The 15,508-nt window shown below is 75.4% G+C and carries 15 protein-coding genes; 11 read left to right on the forward strand and 4 right to left on the reverse strand.

The window, feature by feature from the left end; genetic code table 11:
* Positions 1-21 precede the first annotated feature (21 nt).
* On the reverse strand, positions 22-1,260 hold the full coding sequence (locus ACIA5A_RS15010; RefSeq protein WP_396761521.1) for a sensor histidine kinase: 1,239 nt from the start codon (positions 1,258-1,260) through the stop codon (positions 22-24).
* Positions 1,261-1,392: 132 nt separating this feature from the next.
* Here ACIA5A_RS15010 and ACIA5A_RS15015 point away from each other — a divergent pair, with 132 nt between their 5' ends.
* From ACIA5A_RS15015 to ACIA5A_RS15035, 5 genes are all read left to right on the forward strand, one after another.
* Entirely contained in the window at positions 1,393-2,292 is a 900-nt protein-coding gene (locus tag ACIA5A_RS15015) for an ABC transporter ATP-binding protein (RefSeq protein ID WP_396761524.1), read from the forward strand.
* On the forward strand, positions 2,289-3,080 hold the full coding sequence (locus ACIA5A_RS15020; protein WP_396761527.1) for an ABC transporter permease: 792 nt from the start codon (positions 2,289-2,291) through the stop codon (positions 3,078-3,080). The genes ACIA5A_RS15015 and ACIA5A_RS15020 overlap by 4 nt, the downstream gene beginning before the upstream one ends.
* Positions 3,081-3,082: 2 nt before the next feature.
* Complete coding sequence (locus ACIA5A_RS15025; RefSeq protein WP_396761530.1) at positions 3,083-3,772, forward strand: hypothetical protein; 690 nt, start codon at positions 3,083-3,085, stop codon at positions 3,770-3,772.
* Positions 3,773-3,829: 57 nt separating this feature from the next.
* Positions 3,830-4,330, forward strand: a complete 501-nt coding sequence (locus ACIA5A_RS15030; RefSeq protein ID WP_396761533.1) for a hypothetical protein — start codon at positions 3,830-3,832, stop codon at positions 4,328-4,330.
* 67 nt (positions 4,331-4,397) lie between these two features.
* Entirely contained in the window at positions 4,398-5,537 is a 1,140-nt protein-coding gene (locus ACIA5A_RS15035; RefSeq protein WP_396761536.1) for an oxalate decarboxylase family bicupin, read from the forward strand.
* Here ACIA5A_RS15035 and ACIA5A_RS15040 read toward each other — a convergent pair.
* Positions 5,476-7,059, reverse strand: a complete 1,584-nt coding sequence (locus ACIA5A_RS15040; protein ID WP_396761539.1) for a LuxR C-terminal-related transcriptional regulator — start codon at positions 7,057-7,059, stop codon at positions 5,476-5,478. The two genes, ACIA5A_RS15035 and ACIA5A_RS15040, sit on opposite strands and share 62 nt — an antisense overlap.
* Positions 7,060-7,206: 147 nt before the next feature.
* Between ACIA5A_RS15040 and ACIA5A_RS15045 the strand changes: the two genes are divergently transcribed.
* The 4 genes from ACIA5A_RS15045 to ACIA5A_RS15060 are packed head-to-tail and all read left to right on the forward strand — an operon-like array spanning position 7,207 to position 11,178.
* Positions 7,207-8,175 (forward strand): CDP-alcohol phosphatidyltransferase family protein, encoded by a 969-nt coding sequence (locus ACIA5A_RS15045; RefSeq protein WP_396761542.1) that lies wholly within the window; start codon positions 7,207-7,209, stop codon positions 8,173-8,175.
* Positions 8,172-9,854 carry a sulfatase gene (locus ACIA5A_RS15050; RefSeq protein ID WP_396761545.1) on the forward strand — a complete coding sequence of 561 codons (1,683 nt, stop codon included), beginning with the start codon at positions 8,172-8,174 and terminating at the stop codon, positions 9,852-9,854. The genes ACIA5A_RS15045 and ACIA5A_RS15050 overlap by 4 nt, the downstream gene beginning before the upstream one ends.
* A gap of 13 nt (positions 9,855-9,867) precedes the next feature.
* Positions 9,868-10,623 carry an FkbM family methyltransferase gene (locus ACIA5A_RS15055; RefSeq protein ID WP_396761781.1) on the forward strand — a complete coding sequence of 252 codons (756 nt, stop codon included), beginning with the start codon at positions 9,868-9,870 and terminating at the stop codon, positions 10,621-10,623.
* 15 nt (positions 10,624-10,638) lie between these two features.
* Positions 10,639-11,178: a DUF1697 domain-containing protein gene (locus ACIA5A_RS15060; RefSeq protein WP_396761548.1), complete on the forward strand. Its 540-nt coding sequence runs from the start codon at positions 10,639-10,641 to the stop codon at positions 11,176-11,178.
* A gap of 4 nt (positions 11,179-11,182) precedes the next feature.
* Here the strand turns inward: ACIA5A_RS15060 and ACIA5A_RS15065 are convergent, their stop codons facing one another.
* Both ACIA5A_RS15065 and ACIA5A_RS15070 read right to left on the reverse strand, forming a co-directional pair.
* Positions 11,183-12,175 carry an MBL fold metallo-hydrolase gene (locus ACIA5A_RS15065; RefSeq protein WP_396761551.1) on the reverse strand — a complete coding sequence of 331 codons (993 nt, stop codon included), beginning with the start codon at positions 12,173-12,175 and terminating at the stop codon, positions 11,183-11,185.
* Between the two features lie 118 nt (positions 12,176-12,293).
* Positions 12,294-13,172 carry a serine hydrolase gene (locus ACIA5A_RS15070; RefSeq protein ID WP_396761553.1) on the reverse strand — a complete coding sequence of 293 codons (879 nt, stop codon included), beginning with the start codon at positions 13,170-13,172 and terminating at the stop codon, positions 12,294-12,296.
* A gap of 38 nt (positions 13,173-13,210) precedes the next feature.
* On the opposite strand from ACIA5A_RS15070, the gene ACIA5A_RS15075 reads away from it, so the two are divergent.
* The gene (locus ACIA5A_RS15075) at positions 13,211-14,188 is read left to right on the forward strand and encodes a LysR family transcriptional regulator (protein WP_396761556.1); all 978 of its coding nucleotides are present in this window, start codon (positions 13,211-13,213) and stop codon (positions 14,186-14,188) included.
* 40 nt (positions 14,189-14,228) lie between these two features.
* Positions 14,229-15,395: an endonuclease gene (locus tag ACIA5A_RS15080; protein ID WP_396761559.1), complete on the forward strand. Its 1,167-nt coding sequence runs from the start codon at positions 14,229-14,231 to the stop codon at positions 15,393-15,395.
* The last annotated feature ends 113 nt before the right edge of the window (positions 15,396-15,508 follow it).

Consider the following 15,508-nt stretch of genomic DNA (forward strand, 5'->3'; position numbering starts at 1 on the left):
CGCTCCGCTCGGTGCGTTCGCTCATGCGGACACCGCCCAGGGGAGCCAGGCGGTCAGCCGGAAGTCGCCGGCGGCGTCGCGCCCGTGGTCCAGGCGCCCGCCGGCCAGCGAGACCCGCTCGGCGACGCCGACCAGCCCGGTGCCGGCGCCGGGGATGCCGGTCACCGGGCCGCCGACCGGCCACGGATTGCTGATCTCGACCGCCAGCCCGTCGCCGGGACCGCCGGCCAGCCGGACCGTCACCACCGCGCCGGGCGCGTGCTTGCGGGCGTTGGTGAGCCCCTCCTGCACGATCCGGTAGGCGCTGCGCCCGATCGCCACCGGCACCTCGGTCGACCCGGTCACCTCGTCGACCACGCTGACGCGTACCCCGGCCGCCCGGCTCTCGTCGACCAGCCCCGGCACGTCGCCGAGCGTCGGCTGCGGCCGTTCCGGGGTGGCCTCCGTGCCCACCTCGGCCCGCAGCACGCCGATCACCTCGCGCAGGTCCTGCAGCGCGGCGTGCGCGCTGGCCCGGATCACGCCGGCGGCCCGGGCGACCTCCTCCGGCGGCGCGTCCGGGCGGAACTCCAGCGCCCCGGCGTGCAGACTGAGCAGGGAGATCCGGTGGGCGAGCACGTCGTGCATCTCGCGGGCGATCCGGCCGCGTTCGAGGTGCCGGGCCTGGTCGAGCCGGAGCTGCTGCTCGGCCTCGACCCGCTCGGCGCGGTCGCGCAGCGACAGCACGAGCTGGCGGCGGGCCCGGACGAACAGCGCCCACGCCACCACGATGCCGAGGAAGAGCACGGTCCAGGCCGTGGCGGCCCAGAGCGGCATGGCCGGGTCGGGGCGAAGCGCGATGAAGGGCAGCGAGGTGACCACGTTCCAGGCGACAAGCGTCAGCCCGACCCGCAGCGGCCGGTGCACCAGCACGGTGAACAGCACGATCAGCAGCGCCGCCCCGGCGGTGACCGAGAAGAACGTCAGCGGCGCGGTGGCCACGGCCAGCCCGACCGGCCAGCGGCGGCGCAGCCAGAGCGCGCCGGTCGCCAGCAGGCCGACGATCAGGTCGACACCGATCAGCCAGTCCGGCCCGATGTTGAGCGCGAACTCCGGGTCCCGGCTGACCGCGTCGTCGTGCGCGACCGCCACCCAGAGCAACGCGATCAGGAACAGCACGCCGTCGACGAACCAGTCCCGCGGGGTCCGGCGGGGCGCCCGGGCGGGCACCAGGTGGCCCGGCAGGAGCCAGGGGTGGTCGGGGACGACGGCGCTGCTCACCCGCCAATGGTAGGGAGCCGTCCGGACCGGCTACCAGCTACCAAAGTCGACGCCTGCGGTGAACCGAGGTCGGTGCCGGCAGCGACCGCCGGCCGCAGCGGATGACCGGGTGGCCCCGGCACGCTTCTCGGCATGATCGAAGTCGACCACCTGACCAAGCGGTACGGCCCGCACACCGCCGTCGAGGACGTCACGTTCCGGTGTGAACCGGGCACGGTGACCGGATTCCTCGGTCCGAACGGCGCCGGCAAGTCCACCACGATGCGGATGATCTGCGGGATGACGCCGCCCAGTTCGGGCGGGGCCACGGTGGCCGGCCGGCCCTACCGGCAGCTCCCCAACCCGGGGCGGGAGATCGGCGTCCTGCTCGACGCCTCGGCGCAGCACGCCGGGCGCACCGGGCGGGAGACGCTCACCCTGGCCGCCCGCACCATGGGCGTGGACCGGGGGCAGGTGGCCGCGAAGCTGGACCTGGTCGGGCTGAACGACACCGCCGCCCGGCGCCGGGTCGGCGCGTACTCCCTGGGGATGCGGCAGCGGCTCGGTCTTGCGCTGGCGCTGCTGGGCGACCCCCGGGTGCTGATCCTCGACGAGCCGGCCAACGGCCTGGACCCGGAGGGCATCTACTGGATGCGCGGCCTGCTGCGCGACTACGCCGACCGGGGCGGCACCGTGCTGCTCTCCTCGCACCTGCTGCGCGAGGTGGAGGCGGTGGCCGACCGGCTGGTGGTGATCGGCGGCGGCCGGGTGGTCGCCCAGGGCGGCAAGGACGAGCTGCTGGCCGGCGCCGGCACCCTGGTCCGCGCCCGGGACCAGCACGCCCTGCGCCTCACCCTGGACCGGGCCGCGCTCCCGGCCACCGCCGGCACCGACGGCGGCTTCGTCGTCCGGGCCGAGCCGGGGGCCGTCGGCCAGGCCGCGGCCGACGCCGGGCTGGTCCTCACCGAGCTGCGTCCGGCCGGCACCGGCGGCCTGGAGCAGCTCTTCCTCACCCTCACCGCCGGCGCGTCGACCAAGGAGGCTGTCCGATGACCACCGCCACCGCTGAAGCTCCCCCCGCCACGCCGACGCGGCGCCAGCCGGTCGCCGGCCCGTCGCTGGTCCGGCTGACCGGCGTGGAGCTGCGCAAGCTCGCCGACACCCGGGCCGGGCGGTGGCTGCTGATCAGCATCGCGCTGATCGCGGTCGCGATCGTGGTGGTGCAGCTCTTCGTCACCGACGGGCCGGAGCAGACGTTCACCGCGTTCTTCACCCCGTCGCTGCTGCCGGTCGGGCTGCTGCTGCCGGTGCTGGGCATCCTCTCCATCACCGGCGAGTGGTCCCAGCGCACCGCGTTGACCACGTTCGCGCTGGTGCCGCGCCGGGAGCGGGTGATCGTCGCCAAGCTCGTCGCGGTGGTGCTGGCCGCGCTCGGCTCGGTGCTGGTCAGTCTGGTCGTCGCCGCCGCCGGCACGCTGGCGGCCAAGGCCACCGGCGGGGCGGGCACCTGGACGTTCGACTGGCAGATGCTGCCGCACGCGGCGGTGTTCCAGGTGGCGAGCGTACTGATGGGCGCCGGGTTCGGCCTGCTGCTGCTGAACACGCCGCTGGCGATCGTCACCTACCTGCTGCTGCCGACCGTGTGGAGCGTGCTGGCCGCGATGATCGAAGGGCTGCGGGGGCTGGCCCGTTGGCTGGACACCTCGTACACGATGGGGGCGCTGCTGGGGCCGGACGTGACGGCCGGGCAGTGGGGCCGCCTCGGGGTGTCGTTGGCCGTCTGGGTGCTGCTGCCGCTGGTCGCCGGCCTGGTCCGGACGATGCGGCGGGAGGTGTCCTGACCGTGCCGGCGCGGGAGCCCGGCGACGTCGTGGTCGACGGCGGGGCCGGCGAGCTGGTGGTGATGTGGGCCGGGTTCCCGCTGCTCGGGGCGGGCCTGGGCGCCGGGCTGACCGCGCTGTCCGGCTGGGTCGCCGGGCTCGCCTGGTTCCCCTTCCAGGACGTCTTCGAACTGCTCGACAGGTGGCCGGCCGAGCGGTCGTACCCGCTCGGCGCGGGGGTGGTGGCGCTGGCCGGCGTGGCGCTGGCCGTGGTGGGCACGCGGGAGCGCCTGCGGGTCACGGTCGGGCGCCGGTCGGTGGAGCTGCACCGGGACGGGCACGGCCGGGACGTGGCTCGGGCCGAGGTGTCCGGCGTGTTCGTCGACGGCAAGACGCTGGTGCTGCTGGACGCCGCCGGCGGCGAGCTGGCCCGGGAGAAGTCCGACCTGGACGCCGGCCGGCTGCGGGAGGCGTTCACCGGGCAGGGCTGGCCGTGGGTCGACCGGGACCCGCATCGGGACGCGTACCGGCGGTGGGTGCCCGGCCTGCCCGGGCTGCCGGCCGGCGCGGATGCCCTGCTGCGCGCCCGGGAGCGGGCGCTGCGGGACGGCCGCGGCGCCGAGGTCCGGGAGCTGCACGGGGAGCTGGCCGGGCTCGGCGTCGTGGTGCGCGACGAGGGGAAGCGGCAGTACTGGCGGCTGGTGGACCGGTGACGGGTCGGCGGGGGCCGTCCTAGACTCGGGGCCCCCGCCGCCCGATGGGAGTTCCCGTTGCGTCCTCGGCTCGCGCCCCCGGCCCTGGTCCTGGTCCTGCTGCTCGCCGGTTGCGGCGGCGAGACCGAACAGGTCGCCCTCCCGCCGCCGGCGAGCGCCACGCCGAGCACCGTCGCGCCGCTGACCGTCAAGGAGGCGCGGGGGCGCTACCTGTCCGTGGTGGCGGCGTACGACATCGCCCGGGACGAACTGGCGGAGGCGGAGGAGGCGGGCCGGCCCTGGCGGTCGGTGCGGGAGCGGGCCGCCGCGGTCGCCGCCGCCGACACGGCCTGCGCCGAGGAGTTGCGCGCCGTCCGCTGGCCGACCGCCGTGCGGGCGCCGATCGCGGCGCTGCTCGCCGAGCACGAGGTGGCGCTGCGGCACTGGAAACTCGCCGCCGGGGCGGGCAGCGCCGCCGAGCTGCGCCGGGAGATCCGGGCCGCCGCCGCGCACGACGGCGTCCGGCAGGCGGCCGCGGTACGCGCCGCGCTGGGCCTGCCACCCCGTCGCGCCGCCTGACCCGACCGGAACGCCGGTCCCGCGAACGCGTGATGTGCCCGCCGGCCAACCGGCCGACGCTCGGCACATGACCTCTGACGACTTCCCGCAGCCGGTACGCGGCGCGGCCGGCGGGCCTGACGTCGGTCCGCGCGACGTGACCCGGGACCGGGAGAACCCGGACCTGCTCGCCCCGCCGGCCACCGACGCCGGCACCGTGCCCAACCTGAAGTTCTCCTTCTCCGACGCGCACACGCGGGTCGAGCGCGGCGGCTGGACCCGCGAGATCACCCGGCGGGAGCTGCCGATCGCCACCGAGCTGGCCGGCGTGGACATGTCGCTGGAACCCGGCGCCTACCGGGAGTTGCACTGGCACAAGCAGGCCGAGTGGGCGTACGTGATCTCGGGGAGCTGCCGCATCGGCGCGGTCGACCAGGAGGGCCGCAACTTCCTCGACGACGTGCGCCAGGGCGACCTGTGGTTCTTCCCGCACGGCATCCCGCACCACATCCAGGCCCTCGACGAGGGGGTGGAGTTCCTGCTGGTCTTCGACGACGGGTCGTTCTCGGAGAACAGCACGTTCCTGATCAGCGACTTCTTCGCGCACACGCCGCCAAGCGTGCTGGCCAAGAACTTCGGCTGGACCGAGGCGCAGATGGCGACGCTGCCGGAGCGGGAGAAGTACATCTTCGCCGGCGAGGTGCCGCCGCCGCTGGACCGGGACCGGGTGGTCAGCCCGACCGGCGACGTGCCGCGCTCGTTCAAGCACCGGCTGCTCGCCCAGGCGCCGGAGCGCTTCCCCGGCGGCACGGTCCGGATCGCCGACGCGGCCAACTTCGCCGCGTCCACCGCGATCTGCGCGGCGCTGGTGGAGATCGAGCCGGGCGGGCTGCGGGAGCTGCACTGGCACCCGACCGACGACGAGTGGCAGTACTGGCTCTCCGGGTACGGCCGGATGGGCGTCTTCGCCAGCAGCGGGGTGGCCCGCACGTTCGACTTCCGGGCCGGCGACGTCGGCTACGTGCCGTTCGCCTACGGGCACTACATCGAGAACCTCGGCGACGAGCCGCTGGTGTTCCTGGAGATGTTCCGCAAGCCCCGGTTCGCCGACATCTCGCTGGCCCAGTGGATGGCGAACCTGCCGCCGGAGATCAGTGCCGCCACGCTCAACCTGCCCCGCGAGATGATCGAGGCGTTGCCGAGGGAGAAGCGGCCGGTGGTGCGCTGACCGGGCGGGCGTCCCAGAGCCGGGCCAGTTGGAGCCGGCTGCGCACGCCGAGCTTGGCGTAGACCGCGCGCACGTGCGTGTCGACGGTGTGGAACGACAGGTGCAGGCGGCCGGCCACCTGCTGCTTGGTCGCGCCGGCGGCGAGCAGCTCGGCGATGCCCGCCTCCCGGGCGGTCAGCGCCGCCAGGCCGTGCCCCGGCGGCCGGGGCGCGGGGCGGCGGCGGGTCGCGTCGAGCCGCGCGTCCCACCGCTGCGCGGTGTCCTGGTCGCCTGTCGCGCCGGCCCGTCCGTGCAGCGCCGCCGCCTCCCGCGCGGCGGCGCGGGCCTCGGGCAGCCGCACCCGCGGTGAGCGGGCCAGGTCGAGCAGGGCGTCGGCGAGCGCCGGTCGGGCGGCCGTGCCGCGCAGCGCGCCGACCGCCGCCCGCAGCGCCGCCGGGTCGCGCCGGATCAGGCCGTCCGCGTGCCCGGCCAGCCCGGACCAGAGGGGTACGCGGGTGCGGGCGGCCACCTCGGCGAGGCGACCGGCGACCACGCCGGCCCGCCGCGCGTCGCCGAGCAGCAGCAACGCCCGGACCAGCCGGGGACCGTACTGGGCGACCAGCAGCACCGGCCGGACCGTGCGGGCCAGGTCGTCGGCGACGGCGCGCAGCCGGTCCCGGTGCCGCGCCGGTTCCGGGTCGCCGGCCGCCGCGCAGCCCAGCGCCGCGTGCGGCACCCGGTCCGGCCACGTCGACTCCGGCCCGGCGGCGGCCAGCAGCGTCCGCGCCCGGTCCGGCCGTCCACTCCGGTACGCCACCTCGACACGGACCGCCACCAGGGCGGAGCGCGCCTCGCCACCGAGCGCGCCGGCCGGCTCGTCGAGCGCCAGCCCGGCCCGGGCGTCCGCCTCGGGCAGCGCGCCGACCGCGAGCAGCCGCCGGCAGGAGAGGGCGGTCAGCGCCGGCCCGGCCCCGACCGGCAGATCGGCGTACGCGGCGTCCAGCGCCACCGCCGCGTCGTCGTACCCGCCGAGCGCGAGCTGCGCCTCGATCCGGTCGGTGCGGACCGCCACCGCCTCACCGCGTACCGCCGGGTGGTCGGGGTCGACGGCGGCGAGCAGGTCCCGGGCGGTGGGCACCGCCCCGGCGGAGAACGCGCGGGCGGCCCGGGCCAGCGCGAGCCGCACGGCGGCCACCGGGGTCGGGTGTGCCGCGCGGGCCCGGCCGGCGGAGCGCAGCAGGCCGTCGGTGTCCGGGTGGCCGACCCGGGCGGCGACCGACGCCTCGGTGGCGAGCAGCCACCCCCGGTCCGCCGGCTCGGCGCCGGCGCGGGCCAGCCGCACCTGCGCCATCGCGGTCGACGGCCGGTCGTGGCCGTGGCCCGCGCCGAGCCGCCCCAGCAGGCGGGCGCGGTCGGCCGCGCCGGTGCGGTCCGCGGCGACCTCGGCGGCGAGCAGCTCGCGCGCCTCGCACGGATGTCCGGCGAGGTCGAGCAGTTCGGCGACGGCCAGCACCTTGCGGGCGCGGTCAGCGGGACGGGACACGGCATCGAATGAACCACGACCGGCGCATCCGCTGCGGGTCTTCGGCGCGAAGCCACTCGTGATCGTGAGTTTTCCGCATCAGAGCGAACCGTTCGGGCATGTACTGCGTACACACCGGTGGGTCGTGGCGCGCAATTCGGAGGCACAGTGACAGCGGTTCGGACTGATCCATTCGCGGGGGCGATTCTCCAGGTCGGGGTGCTGGCGGGTCTCGCCGGCACGGTCGGCCTGGGGCCGGCCGGCTGGTCGGCCGGCCTCGTCTACGGGGTGGTGACGCTCGCCGTGCTCGGGCGCGGCCTGCGCCGTTCCGGCGCGGAGCGGCTCGGGCCGGCCGACTGGGTGACGCTGGGCCGGGCCACGCTGGCCGGTGGCGTGACCGCGCTGGTGGCGGACTCGTTCAGCCGGCCGGTCGCGGTGCCGGTGTTGGTGGTGCTCACCGCGGTAGCGCTCTCCCTGGACTGGGTGGACGGCCAGGTGGCCCGGCGCACCGGCACGGTCAGCGCGCTCGGGGCCCGCTTCGACATGGAGGTCGACTCCTTCCTCGTCCTGGTGCTCTGCGTGCACGTGACCGGCCAGGTGGGTCCCTGGGTGCTGGTGATCGGCGCGATGCGCTACCTCTTCGTCGCGGCCGGCTGGGTGCTGCCCTGGCTGAACGGCCCGCTGCCGCCGCGCTACTGGCGCAAGACGGTCGCCGCCGTCCAGGGCATCGCGCTCGCGGCGGTGGCCGCCGACGTGCTGCCCGTCGCGCTCGCCGTCGTGGTGCTGGCGGGCGCGCTCGCGCTGCTCGTCGAGTCGTTCGGCCGCGACGTGCTCTGGCGGTGGCGGCACCGCGCCGGCGCCGACCGCCCGCAGGTCGCCGTCCCGGCGGTCGCCCCGCCGCCGGTCGTCACTCCGGCGGTCACCGGCACTGCGCCGGTCACCGTCACTCGGCCGGTCGCCGTGCCCGCCGTCGCTCCGCCGGTCGCCGTCCCGGCCGCCGCCGCACCGGCGACGGTCCGTCCGGAGGGCGCCCGCCCGGCGGGACGCGTACCCGCGACGACGGCCCGCCGCAACCGCTGGAAGCCCGGCACCCCGGTTCTGGTCGGCCGAGCCGAGGTCGGCGGTCGGCGCTCGTGAGCGACGACGACCGGATTGCGTCCCCGGCCGCCCCGCCGGCCGGCGGGGCCACCGCGACGCCGCCTGGGGGCGGTCGTGGCCGACGCGTCCGCTCGATGGTCGCCACCGTGCTGGCCGCCGCGCTCGTGCTTGTCGCGCTGATCGCGCCGGCCGACGTCAACGACCTCACCCCGGCCGCGTTCCTGCGGATCCCGGTGGAGGGGCTGCTCGCGGTCGCCCTGCTCGTGGCGCTGCCGCCGAGGCCGCGCCGGACCGTCGCCACGGTGCTCGGCGCGCTGCTCGGCCTGGTCCTCGTGCTCACGCTCGCCGACCTCGGCTTCTCGACAGTCCTCGACCGACCGTTCGACCTGATCGCGGACTGGGCGTTCCTCGCCGCCGGCGCGGAGTTCCTGTCCGAGTCGTACGGGCGGGCCGCCCAGGTGGGCGCGGTGACGCTCGCCGTGGCCGCGGTCGTCGCCGTACCGGTGCTGGTGACGCTGTCGACGCGGCGGCTGGCCCGGCTGCTGGGCGACCACCGACAGGTCGGCGCCCGCACCGCCGCCGCGTTCGGCGCCGCCTGGGTCGTCTGCGCGGTGCTCGGCGCGCAGATCGTGCCCGGCCTGCCGGTGGCCGCCGACACGGTCGCCACCGGCGTCTGGGACCGCACCCGGCAGGTGAACGCCGGCCTGCACGACCAGGAACGGCTCGCCGACCAGCTCGCCGGCGACCCGTTCCACGACACCCCCGGCGACCAGTTGCTGACCGGGCTGCGCGGCAAGGACGTCCTGGTGGCGTTCGTGGAGAGCTACGGCCGGGTGGCGGTGGAGGACCCGGAGCTGGCCGGTGAGGTGGACGCCGCTCTGGACGAGGGGACCCGGCAGTTGACCGCGGCCGGCTACGGCAGCCGCAGCGCGTTCCTCACCTCGTCCACCACCGGCGGCGGCAGTTGGCTCGCGCACGCCACGCTGATGAGCGGCATCCGGGCGGACAACCAGTTGCGCTACACCAACCTGGTGCGCAGCGACCGGCTGACCCTCAACGGCGCGTTCAAGCGCGCCGGGTGGCGCACCTCGCTGGTCATGCCGGCGCTGACCCGGGCCTGGCCGGAGGCGGACTTCTTCGCCCCCGACCGGGTCTACGGCGCCGGCGACCTCGGCTACCGGGGGCCGACGTTCAGCTTCTCCTCGCCGCCGGACCAGTTCACGCTGGAGGCGTTCCAGCGCGCGGAGCGGACGCCCGGGCACGCCCCGGTGATGGCGGAGATCCCGCTGTTGTCCAGCCACATCCCGTGGTCGCCGGTGCCGAGCCTGGTCGACTGGGACGACCTCGGCGACGGGTCGGTCTTCACCGGCACCAACCGCGCGGACCGAACGGACGAGGGCACCCGGAAGGCCTACCGGAAGTCGATCGTCTACTCGCTGCGGACGCTCGTCTCCTACGTCCAGCGCTACGGTGACGACAACCTCGTGCTGGTCTTCCTCGGCGACCACCAGCCGGCCCGGGCGATCACCGGCGAGGGGGCCGGCAGGGACGTGCCGATCACCGTCGTGGCCAAGGACCCGGCCGTGCTCGACCAGATCTCCGGCTGGGGCTGGCAGGACGGCCTCAACCCCGCCCCCGACGCCCCGGTCTGGCCGATGGAGTCGTTCCGCGACCGGTTCCTGCGGGCGTTCGGACCGCAGTCCAGGACTCACAGTTAGGAACGTCGTGACGATGCTCGCACGGGCCTGGGGGATCACCCGGTCCCTGGCCATCTACCACGGTCAACCGGCCAAGCACCGACGCGCCCGGGAGCTGTACGGCCAGTTCCTCTCCCCCGGCGACCTCGGCTTCGACATCGGCGCCCACGTCGGCGGCCGGGTGCGCACCTGGCGGCGGTTGGGCGCGCGGGTGATCGCGGTCGAGCCGCAGCCGGACTGCCTGCGGGTGCTGCGCCTGGCCTTCGGGCGCGACGACGGCGTGGCGATCGAGCCCACCGCGGTCGGCGCCCGGGCCGGGCGGGCACGGCTGGAGCTGTCGTCGGCGACGCCGACGGTGTCCACCATGTCGTCGACCTGGATCGACTCGGTCACCGCCGACCCGAGCTTCGCCGGGGTGCGGTGGGACCGGTCGGTCGAGGTGCCGGTGGTGACGCTCGACGACCTGGTCGCCAAGCACGGCGTACCGGCGTTCTGCAAGGTCGACGTCGAGGGCTTCGAGGTCGACGTGCTGGCCGGGCTGAGCCGGCCGGTGCGCGCGCTCTCCTTCGAATATCTCCCACCGGCGCACGACGCGGCGCTCACCGCGCTCGACCTGGTGGAACGGCTGGGCGCGGGAGCGGGCGGCTACCGCTACAACTACTCGCCGGTGGAGACCATGCGGTTCGCCGCCGACGAGTGGCTGGACGCGGCGGGCCTGGTGCGGCTGCTGGAGACGTACCGGCCGGCCGGCCGCTCCGGCGACGTCTACGCCCGGCTGGCGTCCGCCTGACCTAGGCTGGCGGCCATGACCCGCTACGCCGCCCTGCTGCGGGGCGTCAACGTCGGCACCACCCGGCTGGCGATGGCGGACCTGCGCCGCGTCGTCACCGACCTCGGGCACGACGACGTCAGGACCTACCTGCAGAGCGGCAACGTGGTGTTCAGCAGCCCGCCCACCCGCGACGAGGTGCTGGCCGAGGGCATCGCGAAGCGGCTCGCCGACGAGCTGGGCCTGCGCGTGCCGGTCCTGGTGCGGGACGCCGGCGAGCTGGCCGCGGTGGCCGACGCCAGCCCGTACGCCGGTCGCCAGGACGACCCGACCCGTGTCCTGGTGGCGTTCCTGTACGCCGCGCCGAAGCCGGCGCGGGTCCGCGACCTGGCCGTGCCGTCCGGCGAGGAGATGGAGTACGCGGTGGCCGGCCGGGAGGTGCACCTGCACTACCCGGCCGGCAACTACGGACGGACGAAGTTCACCACCGCGTACCTGGAGAAGACGTTGGGCGTGGTGGTGACGGTGCGCAACTGGAAGTCGGTGCTGGCGTTGCGTGACCTGACCGCCGGTTGACGGGTCAGAACCGATAGGCGGTGTGGTATTCGGGCACCAGCACCCGGCTGCGCGGTGACACCCGACGCACCTCGGCGATCAGGGCGTCCAGTCGGGCGCGGTCGGTGTCGGCGACCGTCGGCGGGTTGACCAGCTCGGTCTCGAAGTTGTCCCAGTGCACCGGCACCACGACCTTCGGGCGGTCGAGCGCGGCCATCAGCCGGGGCACGTAGTCGGCGACGGACCCGGTGGCGGCGGAGGCGATCATCGCGACGTCCGGCGCGAGCCCGGTCAGCCGGCGCTCGTCGAGGTCGCTGGCGCCCATGAAGAACACCGACGGGCCGCCGTCGACCCGGATCTGGTAGGCCAGCGTGTCCCCCTCGGGCAGGTCGGCGATCGTCGCCGGCTGGGGCGGCTTGCTGACCCGCACCCCCGGGAAGGCCATCGACCAGGACGGGTTGCGGCTGTGCAGCGAGCCGACCACCTCGACCGTGTAGCCGTCGAAGTCGAGCACCTCCCCGCCCTTGACCGGGGCGAGCTGCCCGGTCGGCAGCCCGTACGCCAACCCGAGGTGGTAGGCGGTGAGCGTGCCGAGGACGCGGGCGCCGGTCCGGGCGGCGATGTGCGGCACGTCGTTGAAGTGGTCCCAGTGGGTGTGGGTGACCAGGATGTTCTCGGCCCGGTCGGCGAACCGGTCGACCACGTCGGCGGCCACCGTCAGCTTGGTGTCCGGGCGGAACGCGCCGGTGAACAGGCCGGTGTCGTAGCGGCTCAGGTACGGGTCGACGAGCACGGTCCGGTCGCCGATGTCGATGCGCCAGCCGGCCGTACCCCACCAGCGGAAGCTCACCGCGCCGGGTTTCCGGCCGGCGGACCGGCCGGCCGGGGCGGCAGTGGTGGTGGCGGCCCGGGCCGGGGCGCCGGCGACGAGCCCGGCGGTGGTGACGGCGGCGGCGCCGACGGCGGCGTCGCGCAGGAGCCGGCGGCGGTCGTAGCCGGTCGGTCGGTTCTCGGACATCTGTCGTCCTCCCCGTTCGGGATCACTGGATCGGTCGACCCACTCCACCACCGGACCGTCGACCGTGTCCAAGATCGAAAGCCGTCAGGTTCGATATCCGAACCGATATCACCGCAGGTCAGCGCAGTGACTCGACCGCCGCTCGGGCGGCCTCCCCGATCGCCAGGTCCACGTCGATCCGGCGGGTGTCGAGCCGGTCGGTGCGCGCCAGGACCGCGACGGCGTACCGGCCGCCGCCGGGATACTCCGCGACCCCGGCCTCCAGGTGCAGGCCGGGCAGGGTGCCCGTCTTGCCGGCGACCCGGACGCCCGGCGGGAAGCCGGCCGCGAGCCGGGTCCAGAAGAGCTGCCGGGCCATCAGGTCCCGGACCGTCGCGCAGGCCGCCGCCGGGCCGGCCTCGTCGCGCCACACCAGGCACAGCAACCGGGTCAGCTCCCGGGCCGTGCTGGAGGAGGTGCGCTCCGGGTCGAAGACCCGCATGGCCCGGACCCGCTCCGGCGGCAGGGTGGGGAAGATCCGCGCGAAGTCCGCCTCGGTCCGCGCGCCGACGTCGGCGAGCATCGTCTCGACCAGGTGCCGGGGGCCGCCGACGATCCGGGTACGCGGCAGCCCCAGCTCCGCGGCGAGCATCGACGGCACGTCCGGGCCGACCCGGCGCAGCAGCAGGTCGGCGGCCGTGTTGTCGCTTAACGACATGGCGAGGTAGGCGAGGTCGCGCAGCGACATCTCGACGTCGTCGGCGCAGCCGGCCACCCCCCAGCCGCCGAGCCGGTCCGCGGCGCCGACAAGCACCCGCTCGGTCGGGTCGAGCTGGCCGGCGGCGACCTGCCGGGCGAACTCCAGCACCAGCAGGATCTTGAAGACGGACGCGATGACGATCCGCTCGTCGGCCCCCACCGCCACCTGGCGCGCGGGATCGTCCACGTCGACCACGTGCAGGCAGCCGGTCAGCCCGGCCCGCCCGAAGATCTCCCCCACCCGCTGCGCCGCGTCCACGCCGACACGGTAGTCAGCGCACGGGTTAGGGTGCGCGGGTGGACCTGCTGCGACACCTGCGGCACTTCGTGGTGGTCGCCCGGGAGCTGCACTTCGGCCGCGCCGCCGAAACGCTGGGCATGGCGCAGCCACCGCTGAGCCAGTCGATCCGGCGGCTGGAGCAGGAGTTGGGCACCACCCTGTTCGACAGGTCGCAGCGGCGGGTCCGCCTCACCACGGCCGGCCAGTTGCTGCTGGGCGAGGCGGACGACCTGCTCGCCGGGGAACGCCGGCTGCGTCACCTCGCCGACCGGATAGGCCGAGGCGCGCTCGGCGTGCTGCGCGCCGGCGTACCCCCGGAGACGCCGGCCGTGACGCTGCGCGCGTTGCTCGACGGCCTGGCCGCGCGTGCGCCCGGGCTCGACCTGGATCTGCACGAGCTGACCAGTGCCGAGCAGCGGCGGATGCTGGCGGAGGGCCGGCTGGACGTCGGCCTGCTGCACCATCCGGTCGAGGAGACGGGGCTGCGGTTCGGCGAACCGGTGGACGTGGCGGTCGGCGCGTTGCTGCCCCGGGTGTCGCCGCTGGCCCGGGACCGCGAGGTGGCGCTGGCCGACCTCGCCGGCCTGGACCTGGTCACCGCGCCGCCGGCCACGGCGCCCGGCTGGTACGAGCACCTGCTGACCGTGTGCCGGCAGCACGGCTTCGTCCCGCGCCGGGTCCGTCCGGCGGGTAACCCGGAGTTCCTGTTCGGCCTGCTCCTCGCCGGCGGTGCGGTGGCCGTCGAGCCGGCGACGCTCGCCCGTCGGGAGCCGCGCCTCGCCTGGCGGCCGCTGTCCGGCGCGCCGCTGGTCCGGCGGATCTCCGCGGCCTGGCCGAGCCGGGCGGCGCACCCGGCGGCGCCGATGTTCGGCCGGCTCGCCGCCGAGGTGCTGGCCGCGCCGGAGACGCCGACCGGACCGGCGCTCCTCACGCCGCCGGAGCGCCCCTGGCCGGTGCTGTTCGAGGCCGGCCGGGACGAAACGTTGTCGCGGTGATCTCCCGGAGTTCACCGGCCGGCGACTAGCATCGTCGTTCATGAATATGAGGAGCGTCACCCGCTCGCGACCCGGGCGGCTGATCGCGACGGTCGTGCTGAGCGTCACCGCCGCCAGCACACTCGTGGTGACAAACGCGGCGTCGGCCGCGGCCACCCTGACCGTCGCGCAGGCGCTGGCCGCCCAGGACGGCCGCGCCGCCACCGTCACCGGCTGGGTCATCGGCCAGCCCACCGCCACGAACACGGTGCTCACGTCCGCCTACACCGGAGACACCGCGATCGCGATCGCCGACCAGGCCGGCGAGACCAGCACCGCCCGGATGCTCTACGTGCAGGTCACCGCCGGCTGGCGGAGCGGCTTCGGGCTGCTCACCAACCCGTCCCTGCGCGGCCGGCAGGTCACCGCCACCGGCGCCCTGACCGCCTACTTCAGCCACGGCGGCCTCAAGGACCCGACCGCGATGAGCCTCGGCGGCACCACGCCGAGCCCGAGCCCGACGCCGAGCGGCACCACCTCGCCGAGCGCCTACTACGCGGCGGCGACCGGCAAGACCGGTCCCGCGCTGCGAACCGCCCTGCACACCATCATCAGGGTGCAGACCAAGCTCAGCTATGACCAGGTGTGGGAGGCGCTGAAGGACACCGACCAGGACCCGGCCAACCCGGCGAACGTCGTCCTGCTCTACAGCGGGCGCTCACAGAGCAAGACCGCCAACGGCGGCGGCGTCGACGACTGGAACCGGGAACACGTCTGGGCCAAGTCCCACGGCGACTTCGGCACCGCCACCGGGCCCGGCACCGACGTGCACCACCTGCGGCCGGAGGACGTGTCGGTCAACTCGGCGCGCGGCAACAAGGACTTCGACACCGGTGGCAGCGCGGTCGCCCAGGCGCCCGGCTGCTACACCGACGCCGACTCGTTCGAGCCGCGCGACGCGGTGAAGGGCGACGTCGCCCGGATGATCCTCTACATGGCGATCCGGTACGAGGGCGACGACGGCTGGCCCGACCTGGAGCCGAACGACTCGGTGGCCAACGGCAGCGCGCCCCGGCTCGGGCGGCTCACGAAGCTGCTGGCCTGGCACGAGCAGGACCCGCCGGACGCCTTCGAGCAGCGCCGCAATCAGCGCATCTACGAACGCTGGCAGGGCAACCGCAACCCGTTCGTGGACCACCCGGAGTGGGCGCGGGCGATCTGGGGCTGACGCTCGTCCCGGACGTGAGGATGCTCGTCGAGCGGGTAGGAACATCGGGTGGCACGGCCCGGGAGCGCCGCGTGGAAGCGCTTCCGGGCGCCCCCCGAACGATCGGAGATGAG

It is taken from the genome of Micromonospora sp. NPDC051300 (assembly GCF_044455315.1).
In the GTDB taxonomy this organism is placed as follows: Bacteria; Actinomycetota; Actinomycetes; order Mycobacteriales; family Micromonosporaceae; genus Micromonospora; species Micromonospora robiginosa.

Coding starts and splice junctions, on each gene's coding strand:
- ACIA5A_RS15015 (WP_396761524.1), top strand. CDS start 1,393: ATGATCGAAGTCGACCACCTGACCAAGCGGTACGGCCCGCACACCGCC.
- ACIA5A_RS15020 (WP_396761527.1), top strand. CDS start 2,289: ATGACCACCGCCACCGCTGAAGCTCCCCCCGCCACGCCGACGCGGCGC.
- ACIA5A_RS15035 (WP_396761536.1), top strand. CDS start 4,398: ATGACCTCTGACGACTTCCCGCAGCCGGTACGCGGCGCGGCCGGCGGG.
- ACIA5A_RS15080 (WP_396761559.1), top strand. CDS start 14,229: ATGAATATGAGGAGCGTCACCCGCTCGCGACCCGGGCGGCTGATCGCG.
- ACIA5A_RS15055 (WP_396761781.1), top strand. CDS start 9,868: ATGCTCGCACGGGCCTGGGGGATCACCCGGTCCCTGGCCATCTACCAC.
- ACIA5A_RS15065 (WP_396761551.1), bottom strand. CDS start 12,175: ATGTCCGAGAACCGACCGACCGGCTACGACCGCCGCCGGCTCCTGCGC.
- ACIA5A_RS15060 (WP_396761548.1), top strand. CDS start 10,639: ATGACCCGCTACGCCGCCCTGCTGCGGGGCGTCAACGTCGGCACCACC.